The sequence below is a fragment of the Phaeobacter gallaeciensis genome, from assembly GCF_001678945.1.
Classification (GTDB): Bacteria; Pseudomonadota; Alphaproteobacteria; order Rhodobacterales; family Rhodobacteraceae; genus Phycobacter; species Phycobacter gallaeciensis_A.
Window position 1 is genome coordinate 1,036,815 of record NZ_CP015124.1, and the last position, 26,666, is coordinate 1,063,480.

Consider the following 26,666-nt stretch of genomic DNA (forward strand, 5'->3'; position numbering starts at 1 on the left):
CATTACACTCCCGATAAAAAGCCCCACAGGAGTTACGCAGACAGCAGCCATCATCTTGACTCCCGTTGTGCGTCGCTATTTGACTCACCCATACGTTGAGTGATTTTAGCCAGTGGAGAGTTTGATGCCTGAACGACAGATTGCACAGCTGAAACAGCGCCTTGAATATCTCCAAGCGCAGAATGACGAGTTTGAAACGGCCTTAAACGTTGTACGGCCCCTCCTTGCCGGAAGGGTATCTCACGCAGAGCGCCAGCTACTTCGGCGGGCAATGGCAAAGAAAAAATCGCCGCTTCGAACGCAGATCTGGCGCTTTCTTCTGGGGGAGGAAGAGACGCTGAAGCAGGATCGTTTGGATCTGGGCAGATAGCTGCCAAAAGATGCGCCCCAACACCTTGCGCGGCGTCATACTCGTCATGAAACCGGACGCAGATTTCGGCAATCCATTCAAAAAATGGCACCAGTCCAGCGGGCTGAGGCGGATAGTTTCTGGTCATGCCGCCTCCCCGCTCAATACGCTCAGCTCATCATCGAAAGCGCCGATCATCTGCGGGCCATTGTCCACCGCATGGCTGCACGCCATCTTCCGGTACCGTCCGCTCCAGCCGCGATACCGGCAGATCTGAGAGCAGGAATGGATCGAGGCCCCGGTGAACGTGGTCATGTCCCGCAGGGTGCATTCCCCCGAGGTCTCCTCGATCAACCACCAAATCTGATAGGCGATCCGCGCAATGCGAGGTGAAGGGATCTGCGCCATCACGCCGCCCTCCTCATCTCATCCTGGAAAAACCCCGGCGCGCCGGGATCCGTCAGCATCACCAGCAACGCGATGTGGCTGGTAGGGGCTGTAACCGCGCCCCACCAGTTCAGCGCCGTCTGGAAGCTGACATCACAAAACAGCGCCACCTCGCGCGGGCTGTTGAACCGCTCGTGGAAATAGGCAGACCATAGATCCGCTGCGGTGGATTTCAGCGCATAGGGGTCAAACCGATTTGACCAAGACGCTGTATCGTCAGACGTGCCAAGCTGTTTGCATGGCACATCATTGCTCACAATCAGGGTTAGACGCGGGCGGCTCATGCTGCAGCCCCCTTACCCGAGGACGGCTGAACCATCGCAAACCAAGCTGTTTCGCACTTCAGGCCCCGTGCCTCGCACAAAACCTTTATGCTCAAGTACCAAGACGCAGGGAAAGCACCCCGCGCGATGGCGTTGCTTACGGCTGTTGGTCGAACGCTGACAGTGTCGGCGATTTCTTTTCGGCCGATCGCATCGGCTATCTGGGTGACATTCATCATGCTGGCAATATCCACGTTTTGTGGATTATCTCAAGTCCACATTTTGTGGTTTGCCTAGAATTCACAAAATGTGATCCAAAGAACCCATGAACATCGCCAACAAAACCTACCCCGAGATCGCTGATCGCCTGGTCGCCATTCGCAAAGCGTTCGCTCCCGACGCGAACCAAAAGGAATGGGCGACCAAGCACGGGTTCAATGCGACTCAGGTCAACAACTGGGAAAAAGGGCTACGGCGCATTCCCGTAGAAAACGCCGAAAAGCTCTGTGAGACCTACGGCGTGACTCTGGACTTCATATATCGTGGGAGAAGAGACGGCCTTTCAGAGACCGCCTCAAAGGTGCTCTGATTGCACCTGCCTATGTGTTTCACGACGTGATCCAAGGGAACGCCTAGCTCGTCTGCGATTTCAATCATCCTGTCCAATCTCTTGTCTACTGCCTTCATACGCTCTTTGCCCGAAAAGTGTTCCCGCTTTGTTCTCTTTTTTAACCCAGAAGTAGAACTTCCAACACATGCTGGTCAATCGGTCTTCTGAGGCCCCGCTAGCACCAGTATTTTCCTGCCCCGATGCATCCCTACCTCCAAAAATCCACTTTTTGTGATTTTATTATTGCAATATCCACTTTTTGTGAATTATCAATACATCCATCAACCGATGGAGGATTGAATGCAAGATTTTAAGAACACCGTGCTGCGGGACGCCCGCCGGATCGTGGGATCCCCGGCAGACTACATTGACGACCCTGACCAGTTCGCCGCAGCATGGGCGGCCATGAAAGCCGGGCGCGGCCAGGGGTTTGATCCTGCTCGCCTGCACCCCCAGCACCTTGTGGACCGGCCCGGCCCCGCGCCAGAACCGACAGAGCAGATCCTGGCCCGCGCGGGCCAGAAAGCCCGCGCTGTGATCGAGGCGAAAAGCCTGACGATCCGCCGCCATGTGGCCTGACCCGGCCCGGTCTGTCGCTCCTCCTGCTGTCACTCACGGCAAACATCGAACGACACAGGCAACTCAGCGCGGCCCACCCGCGCCCTCCCACTGACACAACCACCTAAGCGGCGCGGGCTGGAGGATTGCCTGCGCCGCTGATCAACAGAGTTTCCGCGCCCGGTCCCCGAAGGCGCGGATCAGCGCGGGCGGCGCAATCCTCCAAATCAAGTCGCCCGCGCATCAAAGACGAGGCCCCAATGCGAAACACCGCATCTCCACACCAACAACAAATCTATTCAGACATGCAGCAGCTAGCGAATACGCCCCTCTTCAGACGCGCCGCCCTGTTCAGGAAGGCAGGCGGCACTCTGACCCCGCCACACGCGGACTGCCGCTGGGATTATGATGCAAGCCACTGGTGGGCCTCTTTGCACGGCATGACGGCACATGGTGCCAGCCGGACCGATGCTATCCGCGGATGGCTACGCGCGGCCCGGCAAGGTTTTCGGGCCGACCCGTCCCGCCGCGCAACAGATGACCGCCCGGACTGCCCCTACAATGGGCAGGCTGCGCTTTGAACAGAACGACAGAAGCAGAACGCTGTACACCACCTGCCGCTGTACAGTCGAAAAGCACAAGGCCAGCCTCGGGAACACAGCCCTTTGGCCTACGGGCGTTGTGGCTGCATTTCGCCAATGATCTGGAAGTCAGACGACTGGCAAAACTCCATACGCGGATCCAGCGCAAACAGGATGCCCTGAACCAGCTCATAAATGAACGACAAAAAATCATGAACCGATGCATCCGCCGTATGCGCCGCGCCAATGGCAAGAACTAATGCATGCCGGATCCGCACGAACCACACGCAAAAGAATGACCCGGAGGAAAACAGATGGCTAACCTCACACCCTTAGCTGTCGGGGAAAAGTCAGCTGCAAAACTTCTGGACATGAAGGTGCCCGAGTTCCTCTCGCTCGTGGCGGATGGCGTGTTGCCCGGCCCTCGTAAGGTTGGCCCTTTTCAACGATGGGACACGGAAGAGCTCCGAGCCGTGATGCGCGGCGACCTCGTTGACGGTTTCGAGGATGTGAAATGGTGAGGAAGAAGTTCACTGCGACCAAAACGGTCAAGGGCCGAAAATACCAATATTTCCGCAAGGATGGGCAGTATGTGCGCCTGCCAGACGATCCGAACAGCGAAGAATATGATCGGGAATATTGGCGCCTGATGCGCGGCGGCGGCAGCCTGTCCCAGAAGTTCACCTTCGAAAAGCTGATCCTGAGTTACAAACAATCGCCCAAATGGGACCGCCTGGCCCCTCGCACCAGGGCGGATTACTCCAAAGTCCTTGAATATTTGTCAGACACAGTGGGCAGCAAGAACCCGACCAAGATGCGCCGATCCACCATCATCGAGGCGCAGATGGCAAACCGGCACCGGGCGCGTTTCGCGAACTACATTCCCCATATGCTGTCCATCTTGTTCGAACATGCCATTGACCTGGACTGGCAGCGCGACAATCCCGCAAAGGGTATTGCGAAGATCCAAACCGGCGAAGGGCACAAGCCCTGGCCTGCCTCGGCAATTGAACTCTACCGCGAACATGCAGACGGCCTTGAGCTGCTGATCTTCGAGTTGGCGCTGGGAACGGGACAGCGCGCCTCCGATCTCACACGCATGGAATGGAGCCATATTGAGGATGACGGGATCTGGGTAACCCAGGGCAAGACCAAAGCCCGGCTTTGGATCCCCTTTACGGCGCGCCTCGCAGCCGCTCTGGCAGCGCCCCGGCGCGACAGCGCGCGCCATATCCTTGCCAGCGATACCGGGCAGCCGCTGAAGTATGACCAACTGCAAAAGAAGGTGATGGCCGTTCGGAAATCTGCCGGGTTGACCGCATATTCGCTGCACGGTTTGCGTTACAGTGCTGCCGGTGAACTTGCAGAAGCAGGTTGCACGGACCAGCAAATCGCCGCGATCACAGGCCACAAAAGCCTGTCGATGGTGCAAAAGTATTCGAAAGGCGCGAGTCAGAAACGCCTGGCGAAAGAGGCCCAAAGCCTCCGGGAACAGAGCAAAAACAGATCGTGAACGCGGGAAACTTTTTGGGAAACCCTGAAATTCAGCCTGCGGAGCAGGCTAGTCAGGTGGCAGCTAACTATTTGATTTAGTGGCGGGGAGACAGGGATTCGAACCCTGGGAACGCTCTCACGTTCAACGGTTTTCAAGACCGCCGCATTCGACCACTCTGCCACCTCCCCGGTCCGCTGGCGGTTTAGGCCGCGCCAGCACATCGTGCAAGAGAAAATCGTGCCATCTTTTTCGAACAAGGAGCTGCGCCCGATGTAAACGCACGCGAAATAATGCCAATTGCCATGCTTTTGTGCCGCCCGCTTGGGGACAGGGTTTTCATGCAAGAAGACGCAGGCTATCATTTGCAAAATCAAACGATGACCGGGAACCCGGCAAGCAGCGCATCGCCGCTTTGAGCACAGGCAAGGGAAGAACCATGACACAGGCCAGAACTCGGGCCACGCCAATCGGAAAAACCGGCGCGCGGATCTGCGCGTCTGCTTTATGTCTGCTGATGCTGACCGCCTGTGAAGACGGCGCCGGGCTGCCGTTCCTGCAGCCCAAAGCCTCTGCGACCGACACAGCGCCGACATCCGCCAGCAGCACCAAACTGGTGGAGCGCGACGTGGAATCCCCGGATGTGTTTCAGGTGACCGAGGCCGGGCTTTGGGACGGGCGTCCCTCCCTTGGTGGTGTCTGGGTGGCCCACCCCGATGCGCAGGATCCGGAACGGGTCATCATCCGCAACAGCGCCAATGGAAAATTCGTAATCGGCGCCCTGTTCCGCCGCGAGCGTGAAATTCCCGGACCGCGCATTCAGGCCTCCTCGGATGCGGCTGCGGCTCTGGGCATGCTGGCAGGCGCCCCGGTCGAACTGAACGTCACCGCCCTGCGCCGCGAAACCGCACCGGAAGAGGTCGCTGCAGAACCGGCGGAGGATGCCGCAGATACCACGGCACAGAGCGAGGCACTGACGCCCGATGCGGTAGCAGAGGCACCGCTGGACCCGATCGCCGGGGCTGCAGCAGCTATCGATGCGCCCGCACCTGATGCAGCCCCAGCGGCTGCACCTGCAAAACCACAGCCCACGCCCGCGACGCCAAAAACACGCGTTTCGCCGCTTGAAAAACCTTACATCCAGATCGGCATTTTCAGCGTCGAGGCAAACGCCAATCGCACCGCAGGTCAGATGCGCAATGCAGGCATGATCCCGATCGTTTATGAGCAATCTTCCAACGGCAAACCCTTCTGGCGCGTTGTCGTCGGACCGGCACAGACCAAGAGCGAGCGCAGCCAGCTGCTGAAAAGCGTCAAACAGGCTGGCTTCTCGGATGCCTACGCGGTGACCAATTGACCTGCATGACGCTCCCAGCCCCGCGTCGCCTGCACACAGACCAACAAGGATGACACACCGGTGATCGATCTTGTCAAATCCGCACTGAAACTGACCGCCTGCGCCGGGCTTATGCTGAGCATTGCCTCTGTTCCGGCCTCGGCCTTTGATACAAAGGCCCGCGCCGCCTTCGTGCTAGATCAAAGCACCGATACGGTTCTGCTTTCGAAGAATGCCGAGGTGCCTTTGCCCCCGGCCTCCATGTCCAAGCTGATGACGCTTTATGTGGCCTTTGAAGCCCTGCGCGATGGGCGGCTGACGCTGGATGAACAGCTGCCGGTCAGCGAACACGCGATGAGCTATGGCGGCTCCACCATGTTCCTGGACACAACCGACCGTGTCCGGGTCGAGGATCTTCTGCGCGGCATCATCGTGCTGTCGGGCAACGATGCCTGCGCGGTGATCGCCGAGGCACTGAGCCCGGACGGAACCGAGGCCGGTTTCGCCCGTTACATGACCAAGCGCGCGCGCGAACTGGGCATGGCCAATGCCACCTTTGCCAATTCCAACGGTTGGCCCGCCGCCGGGCATCGCATGTCGATGCAGGATCTGGGCATTCTCGCTCAGCATCTGATCGAAGATTTTCCGCAGTATTACCCGCTGTTTTCGGAAAAGACCTTTGAATTTGATGGACGCGCGCCGTCGAACACCCGCAACCGCAATCCGCTGCTGACGCTGGGCATTGGCGCCGACGGTCTAAAAACAGGCCACACCAGCGAGGCGGGCTATGGCCTTGTTGGATCGGCCAAACAGGGCGACCGACGGGTGATCTTCGTGATCACGGGGCTGGCCAGCACCAAGGCGCGTGCAGAGGAGGCAGAGGCCCTCGTTAACTGGTCGTTTCGCCAATTTACCAAGAAAACCATCGCCAAAGCTGACACCCCTGTCGCCGAAGCCGAAGTATGGCGCGGCGCTGCACGATCGGTAGGCCTGGTGCCGGCCGAAGATCTGGAAATCCTGGTGCCCGCCCTGACCGGCAGTGAGATCAACGCCGAGGTGGTCTACACCGGCCCCATCGACGCGCCGGTCCGCAAGGGCGACAAACTGGCCGAGCTGGTCTTCCAGCCCGATGAGTTGCCCGAGGTGCGCTTGCCACTGGTGGCGGCGAATGACGTGCCCGCAGGTGGCTTTCCGGTGCGGGTCAAGACCGCCGCGCAGGTTCTGATCAAACGCTTTCTGAACGGCCCCGAGGACGCGCTGTGACACCCGGTCCCGAACGCGGATTGTTCATCACCTTCGAAGGCATCGACGGGTCCGGCAAATCCACCCAGTGTCGGCTGCTGGCCGAGACGCTTCAGGCGGAAGGGCGCGAGGTGGTGCTAACTCGCGAGCCCGGCGGCTCCCCCGGGGCCGAAGAGATCCGGCGGCTGGTGCTGGAGGGCGATCCCGACAAATGGTCGGCGGAGACCGAAATCCTGTTGTTCACAGCCGCGCGCCGGGATCATCTGGAGCGCACCATCGAACCGGCGCTCGTCGCTGGAAAGGTGGTGATCTGCGATCGGTTTGCCGACAGCACCCGCATGTATCAGGGGCTGTCGCGCGGCGATCTGCGCGCTACGGTGGACCAGCTGCATGACCTGATGATCGGCCGTGAACCGGATCTGACCATCCTGATTGACATGGACCCGGCCACCGGCCTCTCGCGCGCCAAGGGGCGTCAGGGCACTGAGGAACGGTTCGAGGATTTCGGCCTGTCCTTGCAGGAAAAGATGCGCGCCGGGTTTCTGGCACTGGCGCAGGAATTCCCCGACCGGTTCCGCGTTCTGGACGGCGACCGTGCTCTCGATACGGTCGCGCAGGACGTTCTGTCGCAGGCGCTGGCGGCCCTGTCCCCCGAAGGACACCCGGTATGAGCGCGCAGGACGAGCTGCCGCGGGCAGATCAGGCCGCAGGCGCGCCACACCCGCGGGAAACCCCGCAGATATTCGGCCAGAACAAGGCAGAGCAGGATTTTCTTACCGCCTTCAACTCGGACCGGTTGCATCACGGCTGGCTGTTGACCGGGCCGCAGGGCATTGGCAAGGCGACGTTGGCCTGGCGCATCGCGCGCTTTCTTCTCGCAACACCCCCTGCTGAGGATGGGCTGTTCGGCGCGCCGCCGCCAGCGACCACGCTCGACATCGCCCCGGATCACCCGGTATCGCACCGGATCCACGCCCTGGCCGAACCGGGGTTGGCCGCGATCACCCGCAGCTATAACGACAAGGGCAAGCTGCGCGATCAGATCGTTGTAGATGATATCCGTGCACTGAACCGGTTTTTCGGCCTGTCTGCCACTGATGGCGGGCGCCGGGTGGTGATCGTGGATGCCGCCGACGACATGAACCCCAGCGCCGCCAACGCCCTCTTGAAAATGCTGGAAGAGCCGCCCGCGCGGACCACCATGTTCCTCATTTCGCATCAGCCCTCGCGCCTGTTGCCGACGATCCGCTCGCGCTGCCGCACGCTGCGCCTTGGCCCCCTGTCGGCAGAAGATATGCAGGCCGCCCTCAGTCAATCCGGGGCCGAACTGCCAGAGAACGCCGATCATCTTGCGGCGCTGGCGGCCGGATCGGTCGGCGCGGCGCTGCGTCTTCTGAACCTTGGTGGGCTGAAGACATACGCCGAACTTGTACAGATCCTCGATTCTCTGCCCCGTCTGGACCGTCAGCGCGCCATGGCGCTGGCCGAAACCGCGGCCCAGCGTGGCGGCGCGGAAAAATTTGAGCTACTGCTGACCCTGACCGAGGTCGCCATGGCCCGGCTGGCCCGTACCGGCGCCACCGGACAGCCGCCCCAGCCAGAGGCCGCACCCGGTGAAACCGCCATGTTGCAGCGCCTCGCCCCTGATCCGCACAAAGGCCGGGCATGGGCCGACCTTTCTGCCGAAGCAACGGCACGCGCCCGCCACGGTCAGGCCGTGAACCTTGACCCCGCCGCGCTAGTCCTAGATACGGTTTTCAAGATGCAGGAAACCGCGTCGCGCTGATCCCGACTCGTCCGGGCTGGTCTGGGCAGGTCCGGGGCTGCGGCGCACAAGACGACGAAAGACAGGCATGAGCAGCACACCCCTTCCCCAGATCACCGACAGCCACTGCCATCTGGATTTTCCGGATTTCGCTGGCGAGCTGGATCAGGTGATCGCCCGTGCCACCGAAGCCGGGGTCACCCGGATGGTCACCATCTGCACCAAGATGAAGAATGAACCCTCGGTGCGCGCCATCGCCGAAACCCACGCGCCGGTGTTTTACGCCGCAGGCACCCACCCGATGAGCGCGGCTGATGAGCCGCTGGTCAGCGTGGATGAACTGGTGGCGCTGGCCAAACACCCCAAATTCGTCGGCATTGGCGAAACCGGGCTGGACTATCACTACACCGCGGACAGCGCCGAGATTCAGCAGGTCTCGCTGCGCAATCACATTGCCGCCGCCCGTGAAACCGGCCTGCCGCTGATCATCCACGCCCGCGCCGCGGATGACGACATGGCCCGCATCCTGTCCGAAGAAATGAAAAACGGCAGCTATTCCTGCGTGATGCATTGTTTCTCCTCCTCGGCGGAACTTGGCCGGGCGGCGCTGGATCTCGGGTTTTACCTGTCGATGTCCGGGATTGCCGCCTTCCCCAAAAGCCAGGCGCTGCGCGACATCTTTGCCGCCGCGCCCATCGATCGCATTCTGGTGGAAACCGACGCACCCTATCTGGCACCGCCGCCGCACCGGGGCAAACGCAATGAACCCGCTTATTCAGCACTGACCGCCAAAGTCGGCGCCGAGGCATTTGGCATGGACTACGCCGATTTCGCGGCCCAGACGCAGGAAAATTTCGACCGGTTGTTCTGGAAAGCAGCGCAATATCAGGCGGCCGCCTGATGGCTGAACTGCGCTTTACCATCCTCGGCAGCGGCTCTTCGGGCGGGGTGCCGCGCCTTGGCGGCCACTGGGGTGATTGCGACCCTGAGAACCCGCGCAACAGACGGCGGCGCTGCTCCATGCTGGTTGAGCGCGACGGCCCCGATGGCACCACCACGGTGCTGATCGATACTTCGCCGGATATGCGCAGCCAGCTGCTGGATGCAGAGGTCGGACGGCTGGACGCGGTCGTCTATACTCATTCCCACGCGGACCACGTGCATGGTATCGACGATCTGCGCATGATCGTCTTCAACATGCGCAAGCGGATCCCGGTCTACGCCGATGGCGATACCCAGAACGCCCTGCTGTCGCGCTTTGGCTATGCCTTTGTGCAACCCGAAGGATCGCCCTATCCGCCGATCCTGGATCTGCAAAGCATCAATGGCCCCTTTGTTATCGATGGCCCTGGCGGCGAAATCCCCTTCCGCCCCTTCGAGGTCGGGCATGGGTCGATCGACGCGCTGGGGTTCCGGATGGGCGGGCTGGTCTATCTTCCCGACGTGGTCGACATCCCCGACAGTGCCCTGCCCGAGCTGCAGGATATGGATTGCTGGGTTCTGGACGCCCTGCGCCGCACCCCACATCCCACGCATTTCAACATGACGCAGGCGCTGGAGTGGATCGAGCGGATGCAGCCCCGGCGCGCGGTGCTGACCAACATGCATATCGATATGGATTATGCCACGGTCGAGGCAGAAACCCCCGATCATATCTCTGCCGCCTATGATGGCATGGTGATCCGCAGTCCGATCTAGGGCCGCCCAACCGGGCGAGCGCCCATTAGGACTACGACTATATGCTGCAAAGCCTGATCGACGTCATTCTGCCCGTTTTCCTGGTGGTCGCTGCGGGCTATGCCGCAACGATGAAGGGATATTTCACGCACAGCCATATCGAAGGGCTGATGAAATTCACCCAGAGCTTTGCCATCCCCTGCTTGTTGTTCCGGGCGATTGCCAATCTGGATCTCTCTAGCAGTTTTAACCCGACATTGCTCGTCAGCTTTTACACCGGGGCGGGGATCTGTTTTCTGATCGGCCTCTTCGGTGCGCGGCTGATCTTCAAACGCGACTGGGAAGACTGCGTGGCCATCGGCTTCTGCTGCCTGTTCTCCAATTCGGTCTTGCTGGGCCTGCCGATCACCGAACGCGCCTTTGGTCCCGACAATCTGACCGGCAACTATGCGATCATCGCGTTCCATTCGCCCTTTTGCTATGGCATCGGCATCACCGTGATGGAGATCGTCAAGAACCGCGGCAGCGGCAGCATGAAGATGGCACGCTCGGTGCTGACTGCGATGTTCCGCAACGTGCTGATCCTCGGGATTGCACTGGGATTTGCCGCCAACCTGATCGGCGTCACCATCCCCGGTGCGATCGACGATGCCCTGCAGCTTCTGATACGCGCCGCGCTTCCGGCGGCGCTGTTCGCCCTTGGCGGCGTACTGGTGCAATACCGCCCCGAGGGTGATCTGCGCACTATCGCATTTGTCTGCGTGACCGCCCTGATGGTGCACCCGGCCATCGTCTGGTCCCTTGGCAGCACTCTTGGCCTGAAACAGGATCTGTTCCGCTCCGGTGTTCTCAATGCTGCGATGGCGCCGGGCTTTAACGCCTATATTTTTGCCAATATGTACGGCCGCGCCCGGCGCGTCGCCGCTTCCTCGGTATTGATTGCAACCGGGGCCTCGGTACTGACGGTGTGGTTCTGGCTCGTGGTCCTCACCTGAGGCACCACCCCTGCCCGCCTGGGCCTCGCGCAGGTTCAGCCGGGCAGTCGCACCGCCCAGAGCAGCGGCTCATCAAAGTTATACATGACCAGCTGTCCGTCCTCGGCCAGTTCCATCCGGTTGACCAGACCCAGCTGCTGTAGAAACTCGCGCTCTGCGATCATCGTTTGTTCGTCACAGAGCCCGCCGCCGATATCAAACGGCGTGAACATGAGGTTCTGCAGGTCCGGCCCATAGGTGGTGGTGAAGCTGCGGCAGGGGCTGGAGCCGTAGAGCGTGCCCTCGGCAAAATCGAACCGCATTTCGTCAAAGCCCGCAATGTCGATGCCCTTTACCCGCTGCACGATCCAGGCGCCATCGAAACTCTCTGCCGTGGGTGAAACCATGGGGACCCCTCCACTGGGTGCATTGGCGTGCTCCGAGGCATAAGAAAATCCCGCCAAACTCCAACCGCAAACCCCGGCACTGACTGCCAGGATCACGGCCAGAAAGGGACCTGAAATCCTCATGTGGCAGAGCCGGTTATCTGGAAAATCGGCATAATCTCACCTTGGTGCATATGCCCCCAGAGTCTGCGCAGTCTGTACGGTTTCACAAGAAAAAAATTCTTGCCGAAACGTTAACCGCGTGCGACCCTGAAAGAGGCAAGTGTGTAGTGTGCTATTTTTAAACAGTTTTTCAGTCCAGGAGCTGCCCAATGCCTCTTGATGGATCTGCCGCGAAAGAAATCAAACAACAGATGGCAATCGCCCGCAAACGCGAGCTGGCCTTTGGTTTGTGTTTTGGCAAGAAGATCGAAGACTCGGTCTTTCTCACCCACAAGACCAAAGCCGCCAAGGTGCTTGGCAAGCAGGCGAAATCCGATGGAGAGACGCCGCAATTCACCTTTGGACGGCTGAAACTGGACGGCAAGGAACTGACCCTCATTGTCGAAGGAAAGATCCCGCCGGGCATGGCCCGCAAGACCAAGAAAATGTTCATGGTCGTCGGGCTGAAATACAGCATCATCATTCAGGACCCAGACGGAAAGGTCGTCGAAGCGGAGAAAGATGAGGACGAAGAAGGCCCGGCTGCGAAAGAGGCCGCAAGCGGCGAGACGGCGACGGATACGGCAGAACCGGACGGCCCCGCGGCGCCCTCGGGCACGCCAGATCCGGCAGAGGAGAAATGGGCTGCAGCCGCGAAAAAGGTCGAAGCCAACCTCGTAAAGCTGCGTCAGATCGCCGGGATTGATCTTTCCCGGGTCGAGACGCTTTGGAAGGCGTTGCAGGCCAAGGCGGACACCGGCGCCTTTGCCACGGCGCTAGAGCATGTGGCCAAGCTGTCAGCGGAGATGAAGACCGCGGCCCAGGACGCCGCTGCGCGGGCCAAGCGGCAAACCCTGCTTGAGGCAAAGTGGCAGCAGGCAGAAGCCAAGCTGAAGCCGCTGATCGACGAGGTTCTCTCCTTCAAGACAACCCAATCCGAGAAAATTCAGGCGGTCTGGGCTCAGATCACCGCGAGGGTGGAAGCCACGCCGCCTGATTTCGAAGGCGCGCTGAAGGCGGTCGGTCCGCTGGCACAGGCCATTTCCAAGGCCCGTCAGGCCGCGGCCGAGGCACCTCAGGAAGAACCGGCCCCGCCAAGCGGAGGGGCCGAGGCGGCGGAAGGCGGCGACACGACAACGATCCCCCGCCCGGACGCACCGGAAAAGGAACCCGAACAAGCCGCACCGCCATCGGGCGAGGCCACCGGCGATACGGATGATGCCGATCTTGCGGAGCAGATTGCCCGTATCGAAGCCTCGCTGAAGGACCTGCGCGACGGCTCCGTGAAGACCTACAACACCATGATCCCTGAGGCGGTCAGCCAGACCCCGGACAAATGGAAAACCGCCCTGGAAAAGGTCGAAGCGCTGGCGAACGAAGCCAAGGCCAAACCCGAAAGCAGCAGCACGGCCAAGCTGGAGGCTGGCGAAAAGGCCCTTGCCGGGCTGAAAAAGGCAGTTGCCACCGACACCGAAGCCAAGACCGGTTTTGGCAAGGCGCTGGCGATCTTTGACCTACGGATGGTCCCTCTGACTAGCCATCCAAAGGCCGGGGCCCCGGAAATCGCACCCGAAATCGCCACGATCAACGACACCCGCACGGACGCCATCGCAAAGGCAAAGGCTCACGATCTGAAAACCGCGACTGAGGCGCTCACGGCTGCTGAGGCCGAGATCACCAAGGCCGAAGTGCTCGCCGATGACTTTGCCCATTTCATGGCGCTGGACCCCGACCGCAAGGAGCTGGCCGACGCTGCGCGTGGGGTGACGGTCGGCGATCCAGCGATCGACGATGCCGCCCGCGAGATGGAACGCCTTTACGATGCCGCGCAGCAGGACAAGGCCGCGAAGAAATTCAAGGATGGCATCAAGAAGCTGGATGAGATCGCCGCAGTTTACGCCAAAACTGCCCGGGTGCGGACGCTGCGGGAAAGCTATGAAGACGCCCGGCCCAAGGCCAAGACTTGGGTCGATTACTGGGCCACGCTTCCCGGCGCTGTAAAAAACCTGCTCACGGTCAAGCTGGCCGAGGCGAACGGCTATTACAACGATTCCGATGTCGCCACGAGCAAGGACTACGCCGAGTCACTCAAGACCCTTGGCAAGTTCTGGCACCTGCGCGCGTTTCTGGAAACCGAAATTCCGGTGGTGCAGCAATACGCGCCCAAGCTGACCGCCTTTGAGGCCAAGCTGAAGGAATTCAAGGACCACGATGGCGCCTCGGGCATTCAGGTGATCATCCTGAAAATGGAAAGCGATCTCGCCTCGGCCAAGGCGGAAGCGGCGCTTCACAAATACTCAACGGCCATATCCCTGCTTGATGCCACGGCCGGGGATTGGGCAGCGACCACTGCGCAGGCGGACGCCTGTAAGGCCTACAAGGAAAAGCGCCAGGTCGTTCAGGGCAAGATCGCACCGCTGAAGAACGTACCGCAAGCCGCAGGCATGCTGGCCGATGCCGAGGCGCTGCTGGCCGAAGCCGTGGCCCATGCGCTCAAGCTCGACTTCACCACGGCCAACACCTGTCTGGCGGACGCGGAAAAACGCATCGACAGCGCTAAGGCTGCGGCAGAGGCCTCGGTTGAACTCGACGGGCTGACCGATACCGCCGCGCTGGATAACCTGAAAAAGAAATGGGATCCGGCCTTCAAGGTCTTTACAGATATCCGGGACAAGGTGGTCGCGGCGGATACCGGCAATGATTTCACCGTGCTGATCGCCAAGGCTCAGGTGCCTGCCGCGGAGGCTGAAAAAGCCAAGAAGGCCAAGAAATATGACGATGCGCGCGCCCATCTGGACAGTACCATCGCCAATCTGAAACTGGCCATGGTGCTGGTCCATCAGCATCACGCCTATGAGGAACTGAAGGCCTCGCTGGCAACACGCGTGGCCGGACTAACGCCGCTGAACGATGCCAATTGCCTGCAGCCGCAACTGGATGACATCACCCGTCTGACCGGCGAAGCGGACGATCTGATCAAGCCCGAAGCCTATGATTACGATGGCGCCGAGGCCAAGCTGGCCACTGCACGCGCTATGGTCGACCAGGCCCGCGCGGAAGGTGAGCTCTATAAGACGATCAAGGCCGACAGGGCCAAGGCCACCGCGGTGATCGCCAAGATCACCACCGAGGGAGGCGATGTAGAAACACAGCTGGAGCATCGAAAGACCGAGATACAGGCGCTGATCGACGAAAGCATCCGGCTGCAAACCGCGCGGGATTTCAAAGGCGCCGCGGAGAAGGCCAAGGATGCAGCCGGTTGGGAAAAGGCCACCGACGCGGATCTGACGACGCTCAAAACCGTGCTGGGCTGGGAAGGTCCCTATTTCAAGGTGCCCCGTGCCACGCTGATCGGCCCGGGCAAGGAAGCCGGGGTGCATCAGATCGCCCGGGCGGATGCGGATTTTGCCAAATATGAGGCGATGAAGGCCGCGCATACCTACACGGCCGCGCGCGGGATGTTCGAAAAGGCCTATCAAAAGATCGAGGCCTGCAAGGTTCTTCTCGCAGCGGCGGCCCCCTACCCTCAGGCGGTAACCGATGCGCAGGCGGCGGTCGTTGCATTGGCCGCCGAAAGCAACGATGCCACCAAGGACCGGATCAAGGAGATGACAGACCGGCTGGCGGCAGCCAAGCTCGACACCACCCGGACCGACCTGACGGAAAACGATTATTCGCAAGCCGTGAAGGAGTTGAAGGCACTCACCGAGGCTGCCAAGGCGCTGCTGACCGCGATCACCGGATCATCCGAGTATGAAACCGCCCGGGCAGAGGCAAAGGCCAAGCTGGACGAGGCGCAGGCGCACAAGCAGGCCGACGCCATCGCCGCGCAGCTGACCCGGCTGACAGCTAAATATGACGCGCTGGTCAAACTGGCACCAAGTGACTACGCGACGGCAAAAACCATGGCAGAGGAAGTTGCAACCTCGGCCGAAGAGGCCCTGTCGACCGCCAAGACGCATGGCATCCTTGAAGTGGTGAATTCTACCATTGGCGGGGATGAGGACAGCGCCCCGTGGTGGCCGCAGGTGCAGGCGGCGAAACTGTCGATCAAAGTTGTTGGCAGCCGCGAAAACGCCGATGTTGCAGCGGTGCACCTGAAGACCGCAACCACGGAAATTGAAAACTGCCAGAAGGACGGGTTGGCGCCCAAGGTCGCCAAGGGGCATCTTCTCGCCGCGCTGGAAGCCTGCAACACGGCGGATGAGGTGATTTCGCAATATGCCTTCATCACGCAGGAAATCGCCCGCGCCCGCACGGCCCTGACCCCGGTCGAGGACCACGAAGAAGCCGCCTATGTCGCCGCCGAGGTCGCCGAGATTGAAAAGCTGCTGACCGGGGCACAGACCGCTGCCAGAGGTGGCCAGAACTATGCATCGGTCAGCGCCGATATCGAAAAGGCCATCGCCCTGACCAAAACCGCGTTGGAGCTGGCCAAGCAGCATAAGACGTACAAAGAGCTGCGCGCCGAACCGGAAGTGGAGCCCCGTCTGGCCGTGCTCGAAGGGCACGAACACCGCTACGCCATCAAACCCAGCATCGACACCATGCGCAAGAAACTGGCGGATGCCGCGGCGCAGGACGCAGGTAAACAGCCTGCAGATGCTATCAAGCTGCTGGAAGAGGCACGCGCCATTGGCACCAGCGCCTATGTCATGGCGCAGATGCGGGCCAATACGCCGCCAGACCCGGCAGACATCGAGAAAATCCTGGCACGCCCGGGTGGCACCGCCGAGCTGGATGCGATGATCGACAATCTGGAGCCGGAAGCCCAGCGCGCGGTGGTCAAGGTCGCCTTTAAGGCGCGCTTTGGCTGCGATATCAAGAACTTCAGCAACAAGAACTTGGCGCCAGCCACCGAAATCGCCGATGGCGATCTGAAAGGCCCCAATATCGTGGCCTTCTACAAGGCGATGCAGGACCTACCGCTGGACCACACGCTCAACAATGACTCTCTGAAGAAATTCGCCATCAACGAAGCCGACAAAGGCGGCTCCATGTATCAGGGCAACGAGAAACGGATCGTGATGCACGAAGGCGATGCGGGCCTGTCGCCCAACTATGCCTTCGGCAGCGATGACGCGGTCGGCAGTCTGGATGATGCCACCACTCCGGAAGAGCGCGCCGAGCTGGAAAAATGCAAGCCCGCGAACGAAGAGCCGGTGACCTTCTTCAACTGGAACACCCTGCATGAGGTTGGTCATGCCGTGGACGACAAACACGGGTTCATGAACAGCAACGGCAGCAAAAAGGATTTTGGCGGCTGGACAGAATACGGCATGGCGATTTCGGACATCGCCGAGAAATTTGCCAAGAAGTTCAAATATGACAAAGACTATATCACCGAATACATGGCCCATAACACAAGCGCCCATGCCCCGGACAAACCCGCGGACGAGACCTGTACGGACGAAGAATGGGAAACCCGGCGCGTTCAGGTTCAGGCGCATATCGATAGCGCCTCTGAGCCCGCAAAACCATGGTCCAGCATGACCTCTGCCAAGAAGCTCGCGATTGACGGTGTTGTGTATCAGGAGAGTTATACCAACAGCTGGACCTCCTATCTTCTTGGCGCACGCGCCAAGGGCATGACCGGCTACCAGTTCCGGGCGCCGGGCGAATGGTTTTCCGAACTTTATGCCGCTTATCACTCGGGCAAGCTGAAACCGAACCATCCGGCGATTGACTGGTTGTCCAAACTCTGACTGATCGAAAGGCTGCCGACCGATGTCCCTGTTTCATCCCGTCAATCTGCTCTGCCCGCAATGCGAGGCGCCCGTGTCCATGTCCGCCGTCGGCAGTGTCAACGCCGACCGTCGTCCCGACCTACGGGACGACATCCTGGAAAACCGGTTTCAGGACGCGGCCTGCCCCGCCTGCGGCGAGAGTTTTCGCCTGCAACCGCAGTTCAATTACCTCGACGCCGGGCGCGGGCAATGGATCGCTGCGATGCCTGCCAACCGGTTGCGCGATCATCTGGAGCTGGAGGATGAGGCCAATGATCTGTTTTCCACCAGCTATGGGTCGCAGGCCCCCGCTGCCGCGCAGGAGGTCGGCAAAGGGCTAACCGTGCGACTGACCTTTGGCTGGCCAGCGGTGCGGGAAAAATTGCTGCTGCGGCAACTGGAGTTGGACGATGTGATCGTCGAGATGATGAAGCTGCATATCCTGCGCAGCGTCGAAACCGCCCCCTTGGCTGAAGGCATTGAACTGCGGCTTGTCGATGTGGACGAAGAGACCGGCAGCTATGTCTTTGCCTGGCTGGAAACCGCATCGGAAAAATACATTGAATACCTGAACGTGCCATCAGAGCTGTATGTGGTGATCCACGACAACCCTGAGGGATGGGCCGCGATCCGCGGTCGGCTGGAGACAGGACCTTTCGTCGATATGCAGAAACTCTACATGGGTGAAGGCCGCCATACGGGCGATGAACGCCAGGCAGGCTAACACCGCGCAGCCGACACTCAGCGCAAACCGCGGCGGCGGGAGGCAAAAACGTTCCTCTTTTCCGGCAGACATCAGGCGATCTGCCCTGCCACTAGGTGCGGTTAAACCCATCCGTGCTCTGCCCATCGCGGCTGGAAAAGCAGGGATGGAAGGCGCTCTTCACCGTAGAATGCATCAAAATTTGGCTCAAAACCGACAACTTGTAACATGTTTCCGGCACTAGTGTTGCGTGGCAGCTACGGCTGTGTATGCTCCCAGACACATCCGAAATGACAGAAAGGTAAGTGGGCTTCATGCAGGATCTGACCCCGGCGACACTCGACAACAATGCAATCGAAAGCGCGGAGGATCTGTCGTCCATCGCTTTCAGTTTCATGGCATCAAAGGCGCTGTTCACCGGTCTGCATGTCGGTATCTTTTCACTGCTCGCGGACGGCCCCAAGACGGCCAAAGAACTGTCAGAGGCCGCAGATGTGCCGCTCAACCGCATCGTCACGCTGACAACCGCGCTGGCCAGCGTCGGGCTGCTGAGCAACACGGACGATGACAAGATCAAGAATTCCCCCGCCGCGCAGAATTTCCTTTCGAAAACATCGAAATACGATTTCGGGGATTATCTTCGCTATCAGATCGACCAGCAGATGTACCCCTTCCTGCTGCAGTTGAATGCGGTGATGAAAGGCGAACTCTCCGAGGATGCAATCGCCTCTTACCGGCACTGGATGGCGGATGAAGAACAGGCTTCGGTCTATTCCGAAAGCCAGCACGCCGGCTCTCTTGGCCCGGGGCGCACACTGGCCCGCACTGTGGACCTGTCCCATGCCAAGACCCTCTTGGACGTGGGCGGCGGCACCGGCGCGATGACCATCAGCCTGTGCAACGAATATGAGAACCTTGAGGCCACCATCATCGACTTCCCCAACGTGGCAGAAATCGGCTGGGGTTTTGTCTCCGAGGCCGGTCTGATCGACCGGGTGCGCTATATTCCAGGCAACGCCATCGAAATCCAGTGGCCAGGCAACCAGGACGCCATCCTGATGTCCTATCTGATGAGCGGCGTTCCCGGCGACGACGTCGAGGGCCTGCTGACGAAAGGCTTTGAGGCGCTCGCCCCCGGTGGCAAGCTGATGGTGCATGACTTCATGGTGGAAGAGAACCGCCGCGGACCCGCGCTGGCCGCACTCTGGCAGTTGCAGCACATGGCCTTTACCCCCGACGCCCGTTCGCTATCGGTGGGCTGGCTGACGGAAATGGGCAAAACGATCGGTTTCGAGGTCGAGACCGTCGACAACCTGATCCCGGCGATGACCAAACTGGTCGTCTTTTCCAAACCTGCCTGAGCCGGGGGAGCGGAGATGTCGACATTTCGCGTACACGAAGAGCCGCTTCAGCAGGAGTGGCTGGATGCCTATGGCCACCTGAACGAAGCCTACTATCTGGTCCCGTTCAGCAATGCGACCTGGAAACTGCAGGACCGTTTCGGGATCGGCACCGCATATTTCGAGGAAACGGGCTGCGCGCTATATACGCTTGAGACGCACCTGCGGTACGTGGGGGAAGTGCGCGCTCCGGCAACCCTGTCAATCGAGGCCGCGATCCTGGGCGTGGACAGCAAACGTTTGCAGATCGGGCACACCATGTGGTCGGCCGATCAGGAATGCGCGACGTTTGAATGCATGCTGCTGCACTACGATACACGCCAGCAACGGGCCACGGCCTTCCCCGAGGCGATCTATAACAGCCTTTTGGATGCGGTTCTCTCCCCGGCCCCGGAATGGGCCGGACGGGCAGTGCGCCAGTTGTGCGGAGCTGTCGCCGGTTGATACTGGCCCGGCCAACTAGCCTCCCAACACCTGCAATGACCATGGCCGCGGTTGCGCTTGGCCTCGCGAATGCGAGGCCAAGCCAATCTGTGTCCGAAAACCGGAGGCGATTTCGGTCACAGTACAGCCTCAAAGGCATCAAGGTGCGCATATGAGCCCTGAAGCAGGTTTTCATAGATATCCGCCAGGGCGGTGTCCTGCACGGCTTCGGCCGCTGCCGCGATATCGACGATGTCTTTCTCCTCGATCGCCACACCGACCTCCAGCGCGTCTTCTAGCGAGGTCAGCCCCTGCTCCAGAAGCGTGTCGTACATCTCCTGCAACTCGGGATTGGAGAATTCGCCAGCGGTGTCGAAAACGAAGGAATCGACATCGACGCCGATCTTCTCTGCATAGTCGACAAGCGCGTCAAAGTGCTGGTCTTCGGAGACCTCGATATTGGCGAAGATCTCCTCTCCATAAACATCGTAAAAGGCCTCGTAGAGATCGCCCGCAAGCTTCTCCTCTTCGATCATGAACTTCAGCTCTGCGATGGCCTCAGCGCTCAGCGTCACAGCAACAGAGGTATCATCGGTTGATACCGTTTCAACCTGCTGTGTCTCAGCTTCGTTGCGGTGCCATTTGCCACCGCCAATACCTGTATCAAGGCCGGTTTCGGCGGACAGTTTAACACCGTCGGTGCCTTCGAAACTCACTGTGTACTCGCGGTAGGAAACACTGTTCATGCTCATGTCTTTCTCCTGTGCCGGTTGCTGATCTCAAGGTGAACGAGGCCCGGCGCGCCCATTACATTCAGAAAAATACATATGTAAATTGGCTCGCGAATTGAAACTGGCCTGCCAGCAGACCGGCGTTGCGCCGCTGATTTGGCAGCGAAATTTTGCCGTGCACCCTCTGCAACGACTGCACTCGTGACGTCGTGCCGCAAGCCTTGGAAGCCGATTGGCAACCTCTGCATGCTGCCAGACATGCCAGCGCATGCGTTCTGACAACAGCCATTAGAATGCTCAGAGCACATTTCAAGATCGCATTGGAGAGATCGGAGCCAAGCCTCACTGCTGAGAGGCCCACTCACGTCGAGTACCTAGGCGATCGGGATCTTTGCGACCTCGGATTTGAACCATTCGCCAAAGGCAATGAGCCGCGGATCGGGGAAATCCGTATCCGGATAGACCAGCCACATCCCCCGTCCGGTGGTCAGGCGGGTCTCATTGAGGCGCACAAGATGCCCGGCAGCCACGTCGGCAGCGGTCAGGCTGACATCGGCCAGCGCAGCACCATGCCCGGCAAAGGCAAGGTCCACGACCCGCGCCCGGCTATCATAGGCAACCATGTCCTGTGGTGGCGACCCCGCATAACCCAAAAGGTTCAGCCAGGCCTGCCAATCGTCCTTGCGGCCCTCGATATAGGCCAGGGTCAGCTTGGCAATCTCATCGGCGGACAGTGGCAGACGCCGCCCCGAGACAACCGAGGGCGCCGCCACCGGCACCAGTTCATCACGGTGCAGTTCGACTGCGGTCAGCCCGGGCCACTCCCCGGTGCCATAGCGCATGCCACCATCAAGATCCGATTTACGAAAATCGGTATCCGTGGCGCTCATCTCCGGTTCGACCGTGATCTCCGGATACATGGCATGAAACCGCGACAGGCGCGGCAATACGATGCGATTGCCGTAAAAGGGCGTGACCGCCAGCCGCAATGTCCCGCTCATCGGGTTGCCCTGCAGTTCAATCGCAGCGGCCTCGATCGTGTCGAAGGCCTTGCCGATCCGGTCGGCAAACCGTTTGGCGGCGTCCGTCGGCTGAACGGCACGCCCACGCCGCCGGAACAGGCTCATGCCAAAGGCTTCTTCAAGCGATTTGACCTGATGGCTGATGGCGGCATTGGTCACGTTCAGCTCGGCCGCAGCCTCCTTGAAGCTTTCATGCCGCGCGGCAGCTTCGAAGGATCTGAGGGCATTGAGAACAGGAAGACGTCGAGGCATGGCACTATGGTCAAATTTTTCTCATCCATAGTGCTAGAATGTTTCATTTTTATCAACCGCGGGATTTTGATAGCCATGGTGCCGCAAAACTTTAAAGGCGCCCGCCCATCGGGCAAAGCCGATCAGCAGCCCCCTTGCCCCGCCGCCGCCAAGACAGCGCAGCGCGGCCTGTCATGGCAAGGACGGCCCGGCGCGCGCAAAAAGCGGCCCCGCCCTTATGGCGACCGCTGTGGAACCGATTGAGGACCAAGAACCATGTGTGGATTTGTTTGTTTCTGGAATATCAGCGACGCCGGACTGGCCGAGGAGATGATCGCCAAGATCGCCCATCGCGGCCCCGACGAGGTGCATGTCCTCCGGCATGCGGATACGCCTGAGACAGAGCCCCTTGCAACAGAGACCGCCTTCACCATGGCCCATTGCCGGTTGTCTATCATCGGCCCCGAGGACGGCGCCCAGCCCATCCACCAGACAGGTGACATGCTGGTTGCCAATGGCGAGATCTACAACCACGCCGATCTGCGGGCAATCTTAGGCGATGCGGCGTTTGAGACGGCTTCTGACAGTGAAACGATCCTGCACCTGTTCCGCTCCGGGCGCTCCCGCTGGGTCACCCAGCTGGATGGCATGTTCGCCTTTGTTCTGATTACCAAAGACCGCATCATTGCCGCGCGCGATCCACTGGGGATCAAACCGCTATACATGGCGCGGCTGGGCAATGGGCTGGTCTTCGCTTCCGAGCTGAAGGCCTTTGACGGCGTCCCGGTCGAGCAGGTCGAAGCGGTCCCGCCCGGGCATCTGTTCGACAGCCGCACCGGCTGGCGGCAATGGTACCGCACGCCTCAGGGCGCTGCCGCAGCGGGCCCGGATCTCGATATCGACGGCACTGCGCAGGAACTGCGTCTGGTACTGGAGGGAGCCGTTGCCAAATGGATGGTCGCGGATGTGGAGGTGGGCAGCTTCCTCTCCGGCGGGCTGGACAGCTCGATCATCGCGGCGCTTGCCCAGAAGGCGCGCAAGGCACAGGGGCTGGGTCCGCTCAAGACCTTTGCCGTCGGCACCAAGGGCAGCCCCGATCTGGTTGCCGCGCGCGCCGTGGCTGAACATATCGGATCAGACCATTACGAGACGGTCTTTACCGCGCAGGACGTGGCCGAAGCCCTGCCGCATGTCCTTTATCATCTGGAATCGGCTGATGTGGATCTGGTGCGCTCGGCCCTCCCTACCCTGTTCGCAGCACGGCTGGCCCGGGCCAGGCTCAAGGCGGTACTGACCGGCGAAGGCGCCGACGAATTGTTCGCCGGCTATACCTATCACCACGGCTACGTCGACGATCCCCGAGCACTGGCAGATGAGCTGACCCGGTCCCTTGGCACCATGCACAACATCAATCTGCAACGGGTCGACCGCGTCACCATGTCCGAGAGCCTCGAGGCCCGAACTCCGTTCCTGGATCGGGAGCTGATCGATTTTGCCCAGTCCATCCCCGCAGATCTGAAGATGCGCCGCACCGATCCTGCGGCTCCGGATGCAACCGGCGCAACGACGGAAAAGTGGATCCTGCGCAAAGCCTGCGAAGACCTGCTGCCGCCGGATCTGGTCTGGCGCAAGAAGGCGCAATTCGACGAAGGCTCCGGCACGGTCGATGCGCTGGAAGAGGCTCTTGCAGCGCTGATCGGCGGCCCCGTCACGCGGCAGTCAGAAGGCGCGCTGTATGAACGGCTGCTACGCGATGCCTATCGCAATCCCGAGCGGATCCTGGAGGCTGCTGGGTCCTGGGAGGCAGACCGGGTGGTCGCCTGAGGCACCGCCTGCCCGGTTTCCGGACCCGATTGCGCGCGCCTTGCAGCATCATCCACCTCAAGGCGCGCGCCATAGCAAATCGGTCTGGGCCGCCTCAGGAGCCGCCCGGCACCACGGTCAGGCCCAGCATGTTCCAACTCTGCATGCCACCGCGATAGTAGTAGATCTTCTCGGCCGGGAAGCCCGCCTCGATCATGCGGCGCGCGGCCGTCGGGGACTGGCCGCACCATGGCCCGTTGCAGAACAGGACCACCGACGGCACCTCGCCCTCGCAGATCCAGCCATCGAAATCCACCTCGCAGCCGAATTCCTCCAACCGGTCGGCAGCCTCGGTGTAAGGCACCGACATGGCACCCGGAATTGTGCCCTGCTCGTACTGCGGGCGAACGCGCCCATCGACAAGCAACGCCTCCCCGGATTTCAGGAACTCCAGCACCTCCAGCTCGCCAATGGTCGTCACCCCGGGTGCCGGTGTCATCGGCTGGATGCAGAAATTGGGACAGGGGCGCGAGGTCTTTGTCCAAGGTTCACCCAGACGCGCGTCGGGATCCTGATTGCGCTTGATCTCAACCGCGCCGCCAGGCGTTGTCACGGTCACGCTCATCATGTCCTTGGTGATGCCGACCTTATCCGCCAGTGCAGGCGCCGCGATGGCGGCTATACAAAGGCCCAATAGCATTCCACGCATGTCTGAATCCTCCCTCATCTCGTGTGCTTATCACATTCTAAAATTCGAATAACACACAGTCGAGGCATTTTTGATGCGTTCAGATCTCTCTCACTGCCTATGCCCGACGATCCTTGCAACGGCTATGATCCTTGCAGCGGCTATATGGAAGCTCCCCCAAGCGGCCCGCAAGCTTATGAAATCAATAATTTTTGCGCGCGGCGTATTCTTATGAATCGATTTCGCCACGGGCAAATCGCATATCGAGTTCGGACTGCGCGCCGGACGCTTTGCGCTGCGATGACGTCCCGTCGCCCCCGCGCACCAGCCAGATCAGCCCGGCGACCACCAGACCCAGGTCGGTCATCCAAAGCACGGGGCCAAAGATCATTCCGACCCCGTGACTATGGTCCCAGCCCACCATGTGCCCGTATTCTCGCGCCCTAACTGTCGCGGGCACGCCAAGCAGAACCGACAAATAGACCGGCGGGACCACGGGCCCCACCGGTTGTTTCAGTATCGGCCGATCCTGAAGGCGCCGCTTACATCTTGCCGCCGTAGACCGGGAAGAAACTATGTTCGCCGTAGTCCTTGATCTTCTCGATGGACTTAAGTGCATCCATATCTGTGTCGGAGATTTCGAAATCCACCGCCGCGTTGTTGGCCATGTGATCCGGGTTTCCGGTCTTCGGCAAAGGCAGCAGGCCCAGCTGCAGACAATAGCGAATGCCAAGCTGCGGGATGCTGACGCCGTATTTCTCGGCCATTGCGCCGACCTCGGTATTCTTGAACAGCTCACCATGACCGACAGGCGAATAGGCCTCGACAAGGATCCCTTTGCTCTTGGTGTGGTCGATCAGGTCAAAGGGCGTGTTGCTGATATGGGCCAGGATCTGGTTCAGCATCGGTTTGACGGTGGCGTTCTCGATCAGGTTGTCGAGATCTTCCTTCTGGAAATTGGACACACCGATGGCGCGCAGTTTTCCTGCTTCAAGCGCCTCTTCCAGCGCTTTCCACGCCGCCAGATTGCCTTCGAAGTACCGGTCGTCGCCTGCAAAATTTTCCCACGGCTGCGGGCTGTGGATGATCATCAGATCGATATAGTCCAACCCCATCGTGGCAAGAGAGCCGTCGATGGCTGCCTTGGCCTCGTCATAGGTCTTGATGCCGGCGTCCAGCTTGGTGGTCACGAAAATCTCGTCGCGGGCCACGCCGCAGTCACGGACTCCTTCGCCAACACCGCGTTCGTTGGCATAGGCCTGCGCGGTGTCGATGTGGCGATAGCCAAGGTTCACAGCCGCCTTGACCGCATCCGCAACTACCGCGTCGTCGATCATCCAGGTGCCAAGACCAAGTTTCGGAATCTCGACGCCATTGGAAAGAGTGTAAGTTTCTTGAAGGATCATTGGGGTTTTCCTTTGTCATAGTGTATCGCCAATGGCTCCCCTGCCGTCGATCGAGCGGCAGAAGTTCCAGTGCGTATCTGATGGGGTGGAACTTATGGCAGGCAGGCTCCTGCGATAATCCATGCAGAATTGAACCCACTGATGAGTTCAGATCATTAATGGCGGAACGCCAAGGCGGCGCTCACTGTGCCATGCGTCCTTGATGCCCGCGGCAACTATCGCCGATGCAAGACCCTTGGGCAGCGAGCAGGTCTAACCCGCCTGCTCGCCCCAAAGATCAGCCGTTGTAGTCTTCGTCGCTGACCTTCTCCATCCAGTCAACGGCGACACCATCGATGCTTTCCTGGATGGCGTGGTGGCTCATGGCGGTGTCAGGCGATGCGCCGTGCCAGTGTTTTTCACCAGCCGGGAACCAGACTACATCGCCTGCGCTAACCTCTTCGACGGGGCCGCCTTCGCGCTGCACACGTCCGCGGCCAAATGTGATGATGATGGTTTGCCCTGCCGGATGAGTGTGCCACGCGGTGCGGGCGCCGGGTTCGAACGTCACATGGGCACCGCTGACCCGCCCGGGGTCTTCGGCCTGAAACACCGGGTCGATCCGGACCGAGCCGGTGAACCAGTCTTCGGGGCCCGGTCTGGACGGCGCGCTGCCGGAACGGATGATTTTCATGGTTGATCTCCTTTCATG

The 26,666-nt window shown here is 60.4% G+C and carries 26 protein-coding genes and 1 tRNA gene; 16 read left to right on the forward strand and 11 right to left on the reverse strand.

Annotated features, from left to right (window positions below; genetic code table 11):
- Positions 1–50: 50 nt before the first annotated feature.
- Genes JL2886_RS19330 through JL2886_RS04975 form a run of 3 tightly spaced genes read right to left on the reverse strand, consistent with a single transcriptional unit; the run spans position 51 to position 1,080 of the window.
- Positions 51–497, reverse strand: a complete 447-nt coding sequence (locus JL2886_RS19330; protein WP_133245399.1) for a hypothetical protein — start codon at positions 495–497, stop codon at positions 51–53.
- Positions 494–757, reverse strand: a complete 264-nt coding sequence (locus JL2886_RS04970) for a hypothetical protein (RefSeq protein ID WP_237028423.1) — start codon at positions 755–757, stop codon at positions 494–496. The genes JL2886_RS19330 and JL2886_RS04970 overlap by 4 nt, the downstream gene beginning before the upstream one ends.
- Positions 757–1,080, reverse strand: a complete 324-nt coding sequence (locus tag JL2886_RS04975) for a hypothetical protein (RefSeq protein ID WP_065271006.1) — start codon at positions 1,078–1,080, stop codon at positions 757–759. The genes JL2886_RS04970 and JL2886_RS04975 overlap by 1 nt, the downstream gene beginning before the upstream one ends.
- 304 nt (positions 1,081–1,384) lie before the next feature.
- Here JL2886_RS04975 and JL2886_RS04985 point away from each other — a divergent pair, with 304 nt between their 5' ends.
- From JL2886_RS04985 to JL2886_RS05005, 4 genes are all read left to right on the forward strand, one after another.
- Positions 1,385–1,648 carry a helix-turn-helix domain-containing protein gene (locus tag JL2886_RS04985; RefSeq protein ID WP_065271008.1) on the forward strand — a complete coding sequence of 88 codons (264 nt, stop codon included), beginning with the start codon at positions 1,385–1,387 and terminating at the stop codon, positions 1,646–1,648.
- 321 nt (positions 1,649–1,969) lie between these two features.
- On the forward strand, positions 1,970–2,248 hold the full coding sequence (locus tag JL2886_RS04990) for a hypothetical protein (protein WP_065271009.1): 279 nt from the start codon (positions 1,970–1,972) through the stop codon (positions 2,246–2,248).
- 874 nt (positions 2,249–3,122) lie between these two features.
- Positions 3,123–3,329 carry a hypothetical protein gene (locus JL2886_RS05000; protein WP_065271011.1) on the forward strand — a complete coding sequence of 69 codons (207 nt, stop codon included), beginning with the start codon at positions 3,123–3,125 and terminating at the stop codon, positions 3,327–3,329.
- Entirely contained in the window at positions 3,323–4,321 is a 999-nt protein-coding gene (locus tag JL2886_RS05005) for a tyrosine-type recombinase/integrase (protein ID WP_065271012.1), read from the forward strand. Before JL2886_RS05000 ends, JL2886_RS05005 begins: the two co-directional genes overlap by 7 nt.
- Before the next feature lie 80 nt (positions 4,322–4,401).
- On the opposite strand, the gene JL2886_RS05010 is transcribed toward JL2886_RS05005, so the two are convergent.
- Positions 4,402–4,491, reverse strand: a tRNA-Ser gene (locus JL2886_RS05010).
- 248 nt (positions 4,492–4,739) lie between these two features.
- On the opposite strand from JL2886_RS05010, the gene JL2886_RS05015 reads away from it, so the two are divergent.
- The 7 genes from JL2886_RS05015 to JL2886_RS05045 all read left to right on the forward strand — a co-directional run bounded on the left by JL2886_RS05015 (position 4,740) and on the right by JL2886_RS05045 (position 11,315).
- A complete protein-coding gene (locus tag JL2886_RS05015) occupies positions 4,740–5,657 on the forward strand; it encodes an SPOR domain-containing protein (protein WP_065271013.1) in 918 nt (305 codons plus the stop codon).
- A gap of 111 nt (positions 5,658–5,768) precedes the next feature.
- Complete coding sequence (locus JL2886_RS05020) at positions 5,769–6,899, forward strand: D-alanyl-D-alanine carboxypeptidase family protein (protein WP_065273536.1); 1,131 nt, start codon at positions 5,769–5,771, stop codon at positions 6,897–6,899.
- Positions 6,896–7,549, forward strand: coding sequence for a dTMP kinase (tmk, locus tag JL2886_RS05025; protein ID WP_065271014.1), 654 nt, complete (start codon positions 6,896–6,898; stop codon positions 7,547–7,549). The genes JL2886_RS05020 and tmk overlap by 4 nt, the downstream gene beginning before the upstream one ends.
- Complete coding sequence (locus JL2886_RS05030; protein WP_065271015.1) at positions 7,546–8,664, forward strand: DNA polymerase III subunit delta'; 1,119 nt, start codon at positions 7,546–7,548, stop codon at positions 8,662–8,664. The genes tmk and JL2886_RS05030 overlap by 4 nt, the downstream gene beginning before the upstream one ends.
- Before the next feature lie 67 nt (positions 8,665–8,731).
- A complete protein-coding gene (locus tag JL2886_RS05035; RefSeq protein WP_065271016.1) occupies positions 8,732–9,544 on the forward strand; it encodes a TatD family hydrolase in 813 nt (270 codons plus the stop codon).
- Positions 9,544–10,341: an MBL fold metallo-hydrolase gene (locus JL2886_RS05040; protein WP_065271017.1), complete on the forward strand. Its 798-nt coding sequence runs from the start codon at positions 9,544–9,546 to the stop codon at positions 10,339–10,341. The genes JL2886_RS05035 and JL2886_RS05040 overlap by 1 nt, the downstream gene beginning before the upstream one ends.
- 41 nt (positions 10,342–10,382) lie before the next feature.
- Positions 10,383–11,315 carry an AEC family transporter gene (locus JL2886_RS05045; protein ID WP_065271018.1) on the forward strand — a complete coding sequence of 311 codons (933 nt, stop codon included), beginning with the start codon at positions 10,383–10,385 and terminating at the stop codon, positions 11,313–11,315.
- A gap of 35 nt (positions 11,316–11,350) precedes the next feature.
- Here the strand turns inward: JL2886_RS05045 and JL2886_RS05050 are convergent, their stop codons facing one another.
- The gene (locus tag JL2886_RS05050; protein ID WP_065271019.1) at positions 11,351–11,701 is read right to left on the reverse strand and encodes an META domain-containing protein; all 351 of its coding nucleotides are present in this window, start codon (positions 11,699–11,701) and stop codon (positions 11,351–11,353) included.
- A gap of 311 nt (positions 11,702–12,012) precedes the next feature.
- Here JL2886_RS05050 and JL2886_RS05055 point away from each other — a divergent pair, with 311 nt between their 5' ends.
- The 4 genes from JL2886_RS05055 (at position 12,013) to JL2886_RS05070 (ending at position 20,115) form a co-directional block, all read left to right on the forward strand.
- Positions 12,013–17,547: a hypothetical protein gene (locus JL2886_RS05055; RefSeq protein ID WP_065271020.1), complete on the forward strand. Its 5,535-nt coding sequence runs from the start codon at positions 12,013–12,015 to the stop codon at positions 17,545–17,547.
- Between the two features lie 22 nt (positions 17,548–17,569).
- Positions 17,570–18,292, forward strand: coding sequence for a CpXC domain-containing protein (locus JL2886_RS05060; protein ID WP_065271021.1), 723 nt, complete (start codon positions 17,570–17,572; stop codon positions 18,290–18,292).
- A 293-nt stretch (positions 18,293–18,585) separates the two neighbouring features.
- Entirely contained in the window at positions 18,586–19,632 is a 1,047-nt protein-coding gene (locus JL2886_RS05065) for a methyltransferase (RefSeq protein ID WP_065271022.1), read from the forward strand.
- Between the two features lie 15 nt (positions 19,633–19,647).
- A complete protein-coding gene (locus JL2886_RS05070) occupies positions 19,648–20,115 on the forward strand; it encodes a thioesterase family protein (protein WP_065271023.1) in 468 nt (155 codons plus the stop codon).
- A gap of 116 nt (positions 20,116–20,231) precedes the next feature.
- Here the strand turns inward: JL2886_RS05070 and JL2886_RS05075 are convergent, their stop codons facing one another.
- On the reverse strand, positions 20,232–20,846 hold the full coding sequence (locus JL2886_RS05075; protein ID WP_065271024.1) for a DUF2202 domain-containing protein: 615 nt from the start codon (positions 20,844–20,846) through the stop codon (positions 20,232–20,234).
- Between the two features lie 353 nt (positions 20,847–21,199).
- The gene (locus JL2886_RS05080) at positions 21,200–22,099 is read right to left on the reverse strand and encodes a LysR substrate-binding domain-containing protein (RefSeq protein ID WP_065271025.1); all 900 of its coding nucleotides are present in this window, start codon (positions 22,097–22,099) and stop codon (positions 21,200–21,202) included.
- Positions 22,100–22,354: 255 nt separating this feature from the next.
- On the opposite strand from JL2886_RS05080, the gene asnB reads away from it, so the two are divergent.
- Positions 22,355–23,902: an asparagine synthase (glutamine-hydrolyzing) gene (gene asnB / locus JL2886_RS05085; protein WP_082996002.1), complete on the forward strand. Its 1,548-nt coding sequence runs from the start codon at positions 22,355–22,357 to the stop codon at positions 23,900–23,902.
- A 94-nt stretch (positions 23,903–23,996) separates the two neighbouring features.
- Here asnB and JL2886_RS05090 read toward each other — a convergent pair whose 3' ends face one another.
- From JL2886_RS05090 to JL2886_RS05100, 4 genes are all read right to left on the reverse strand, one after another.
- A complete protein-coding gene (locus tag JL2886_RS05090; protein WP_065273538.1) occupies positions 23,997–24,590 on the reverse strand; it encodes a rhodanese-like domain-containing protein in 594 nt (197 codons plus the stop codon).
- Between the two features lie 208 nt (positions 24,591–24,798).
- Positions 24,799–24,993, reverse strand: a complete 195-nt coding sequence (locus tag JL2886_RS19335) for a hypothetical protein (RefSeq protein ID WP_133245400.1) — start codon at positions 24,991–24,993, stop codon at positions 24,799–24,801.
- Positions 24,994–25,111: 118 nt separating this feature from the next.
- Positions 25,112–25,975, reverse strand: a complete 864-nt coding sequence (locus JL2886_RS05095) for an aldo/keto reductase (RefSeq protein WP_065271026.1) — start codon at positions 25,973–25,975, stop codon at positions 25,112–25,114.
- A 277-nt stretch (positions 25,976–26,252) separates the two neighbouring features.
- Entirely contained in the window at positions 26,253–26,648 is a 396-nt protein-coding gene (locus JL2886_RS05100) for a cupin domain-containing protein (protein WP_065271027.1), read from the reverse strand.
- Positions 26,649–26,666: the final 18 nt, after the last annotated feature.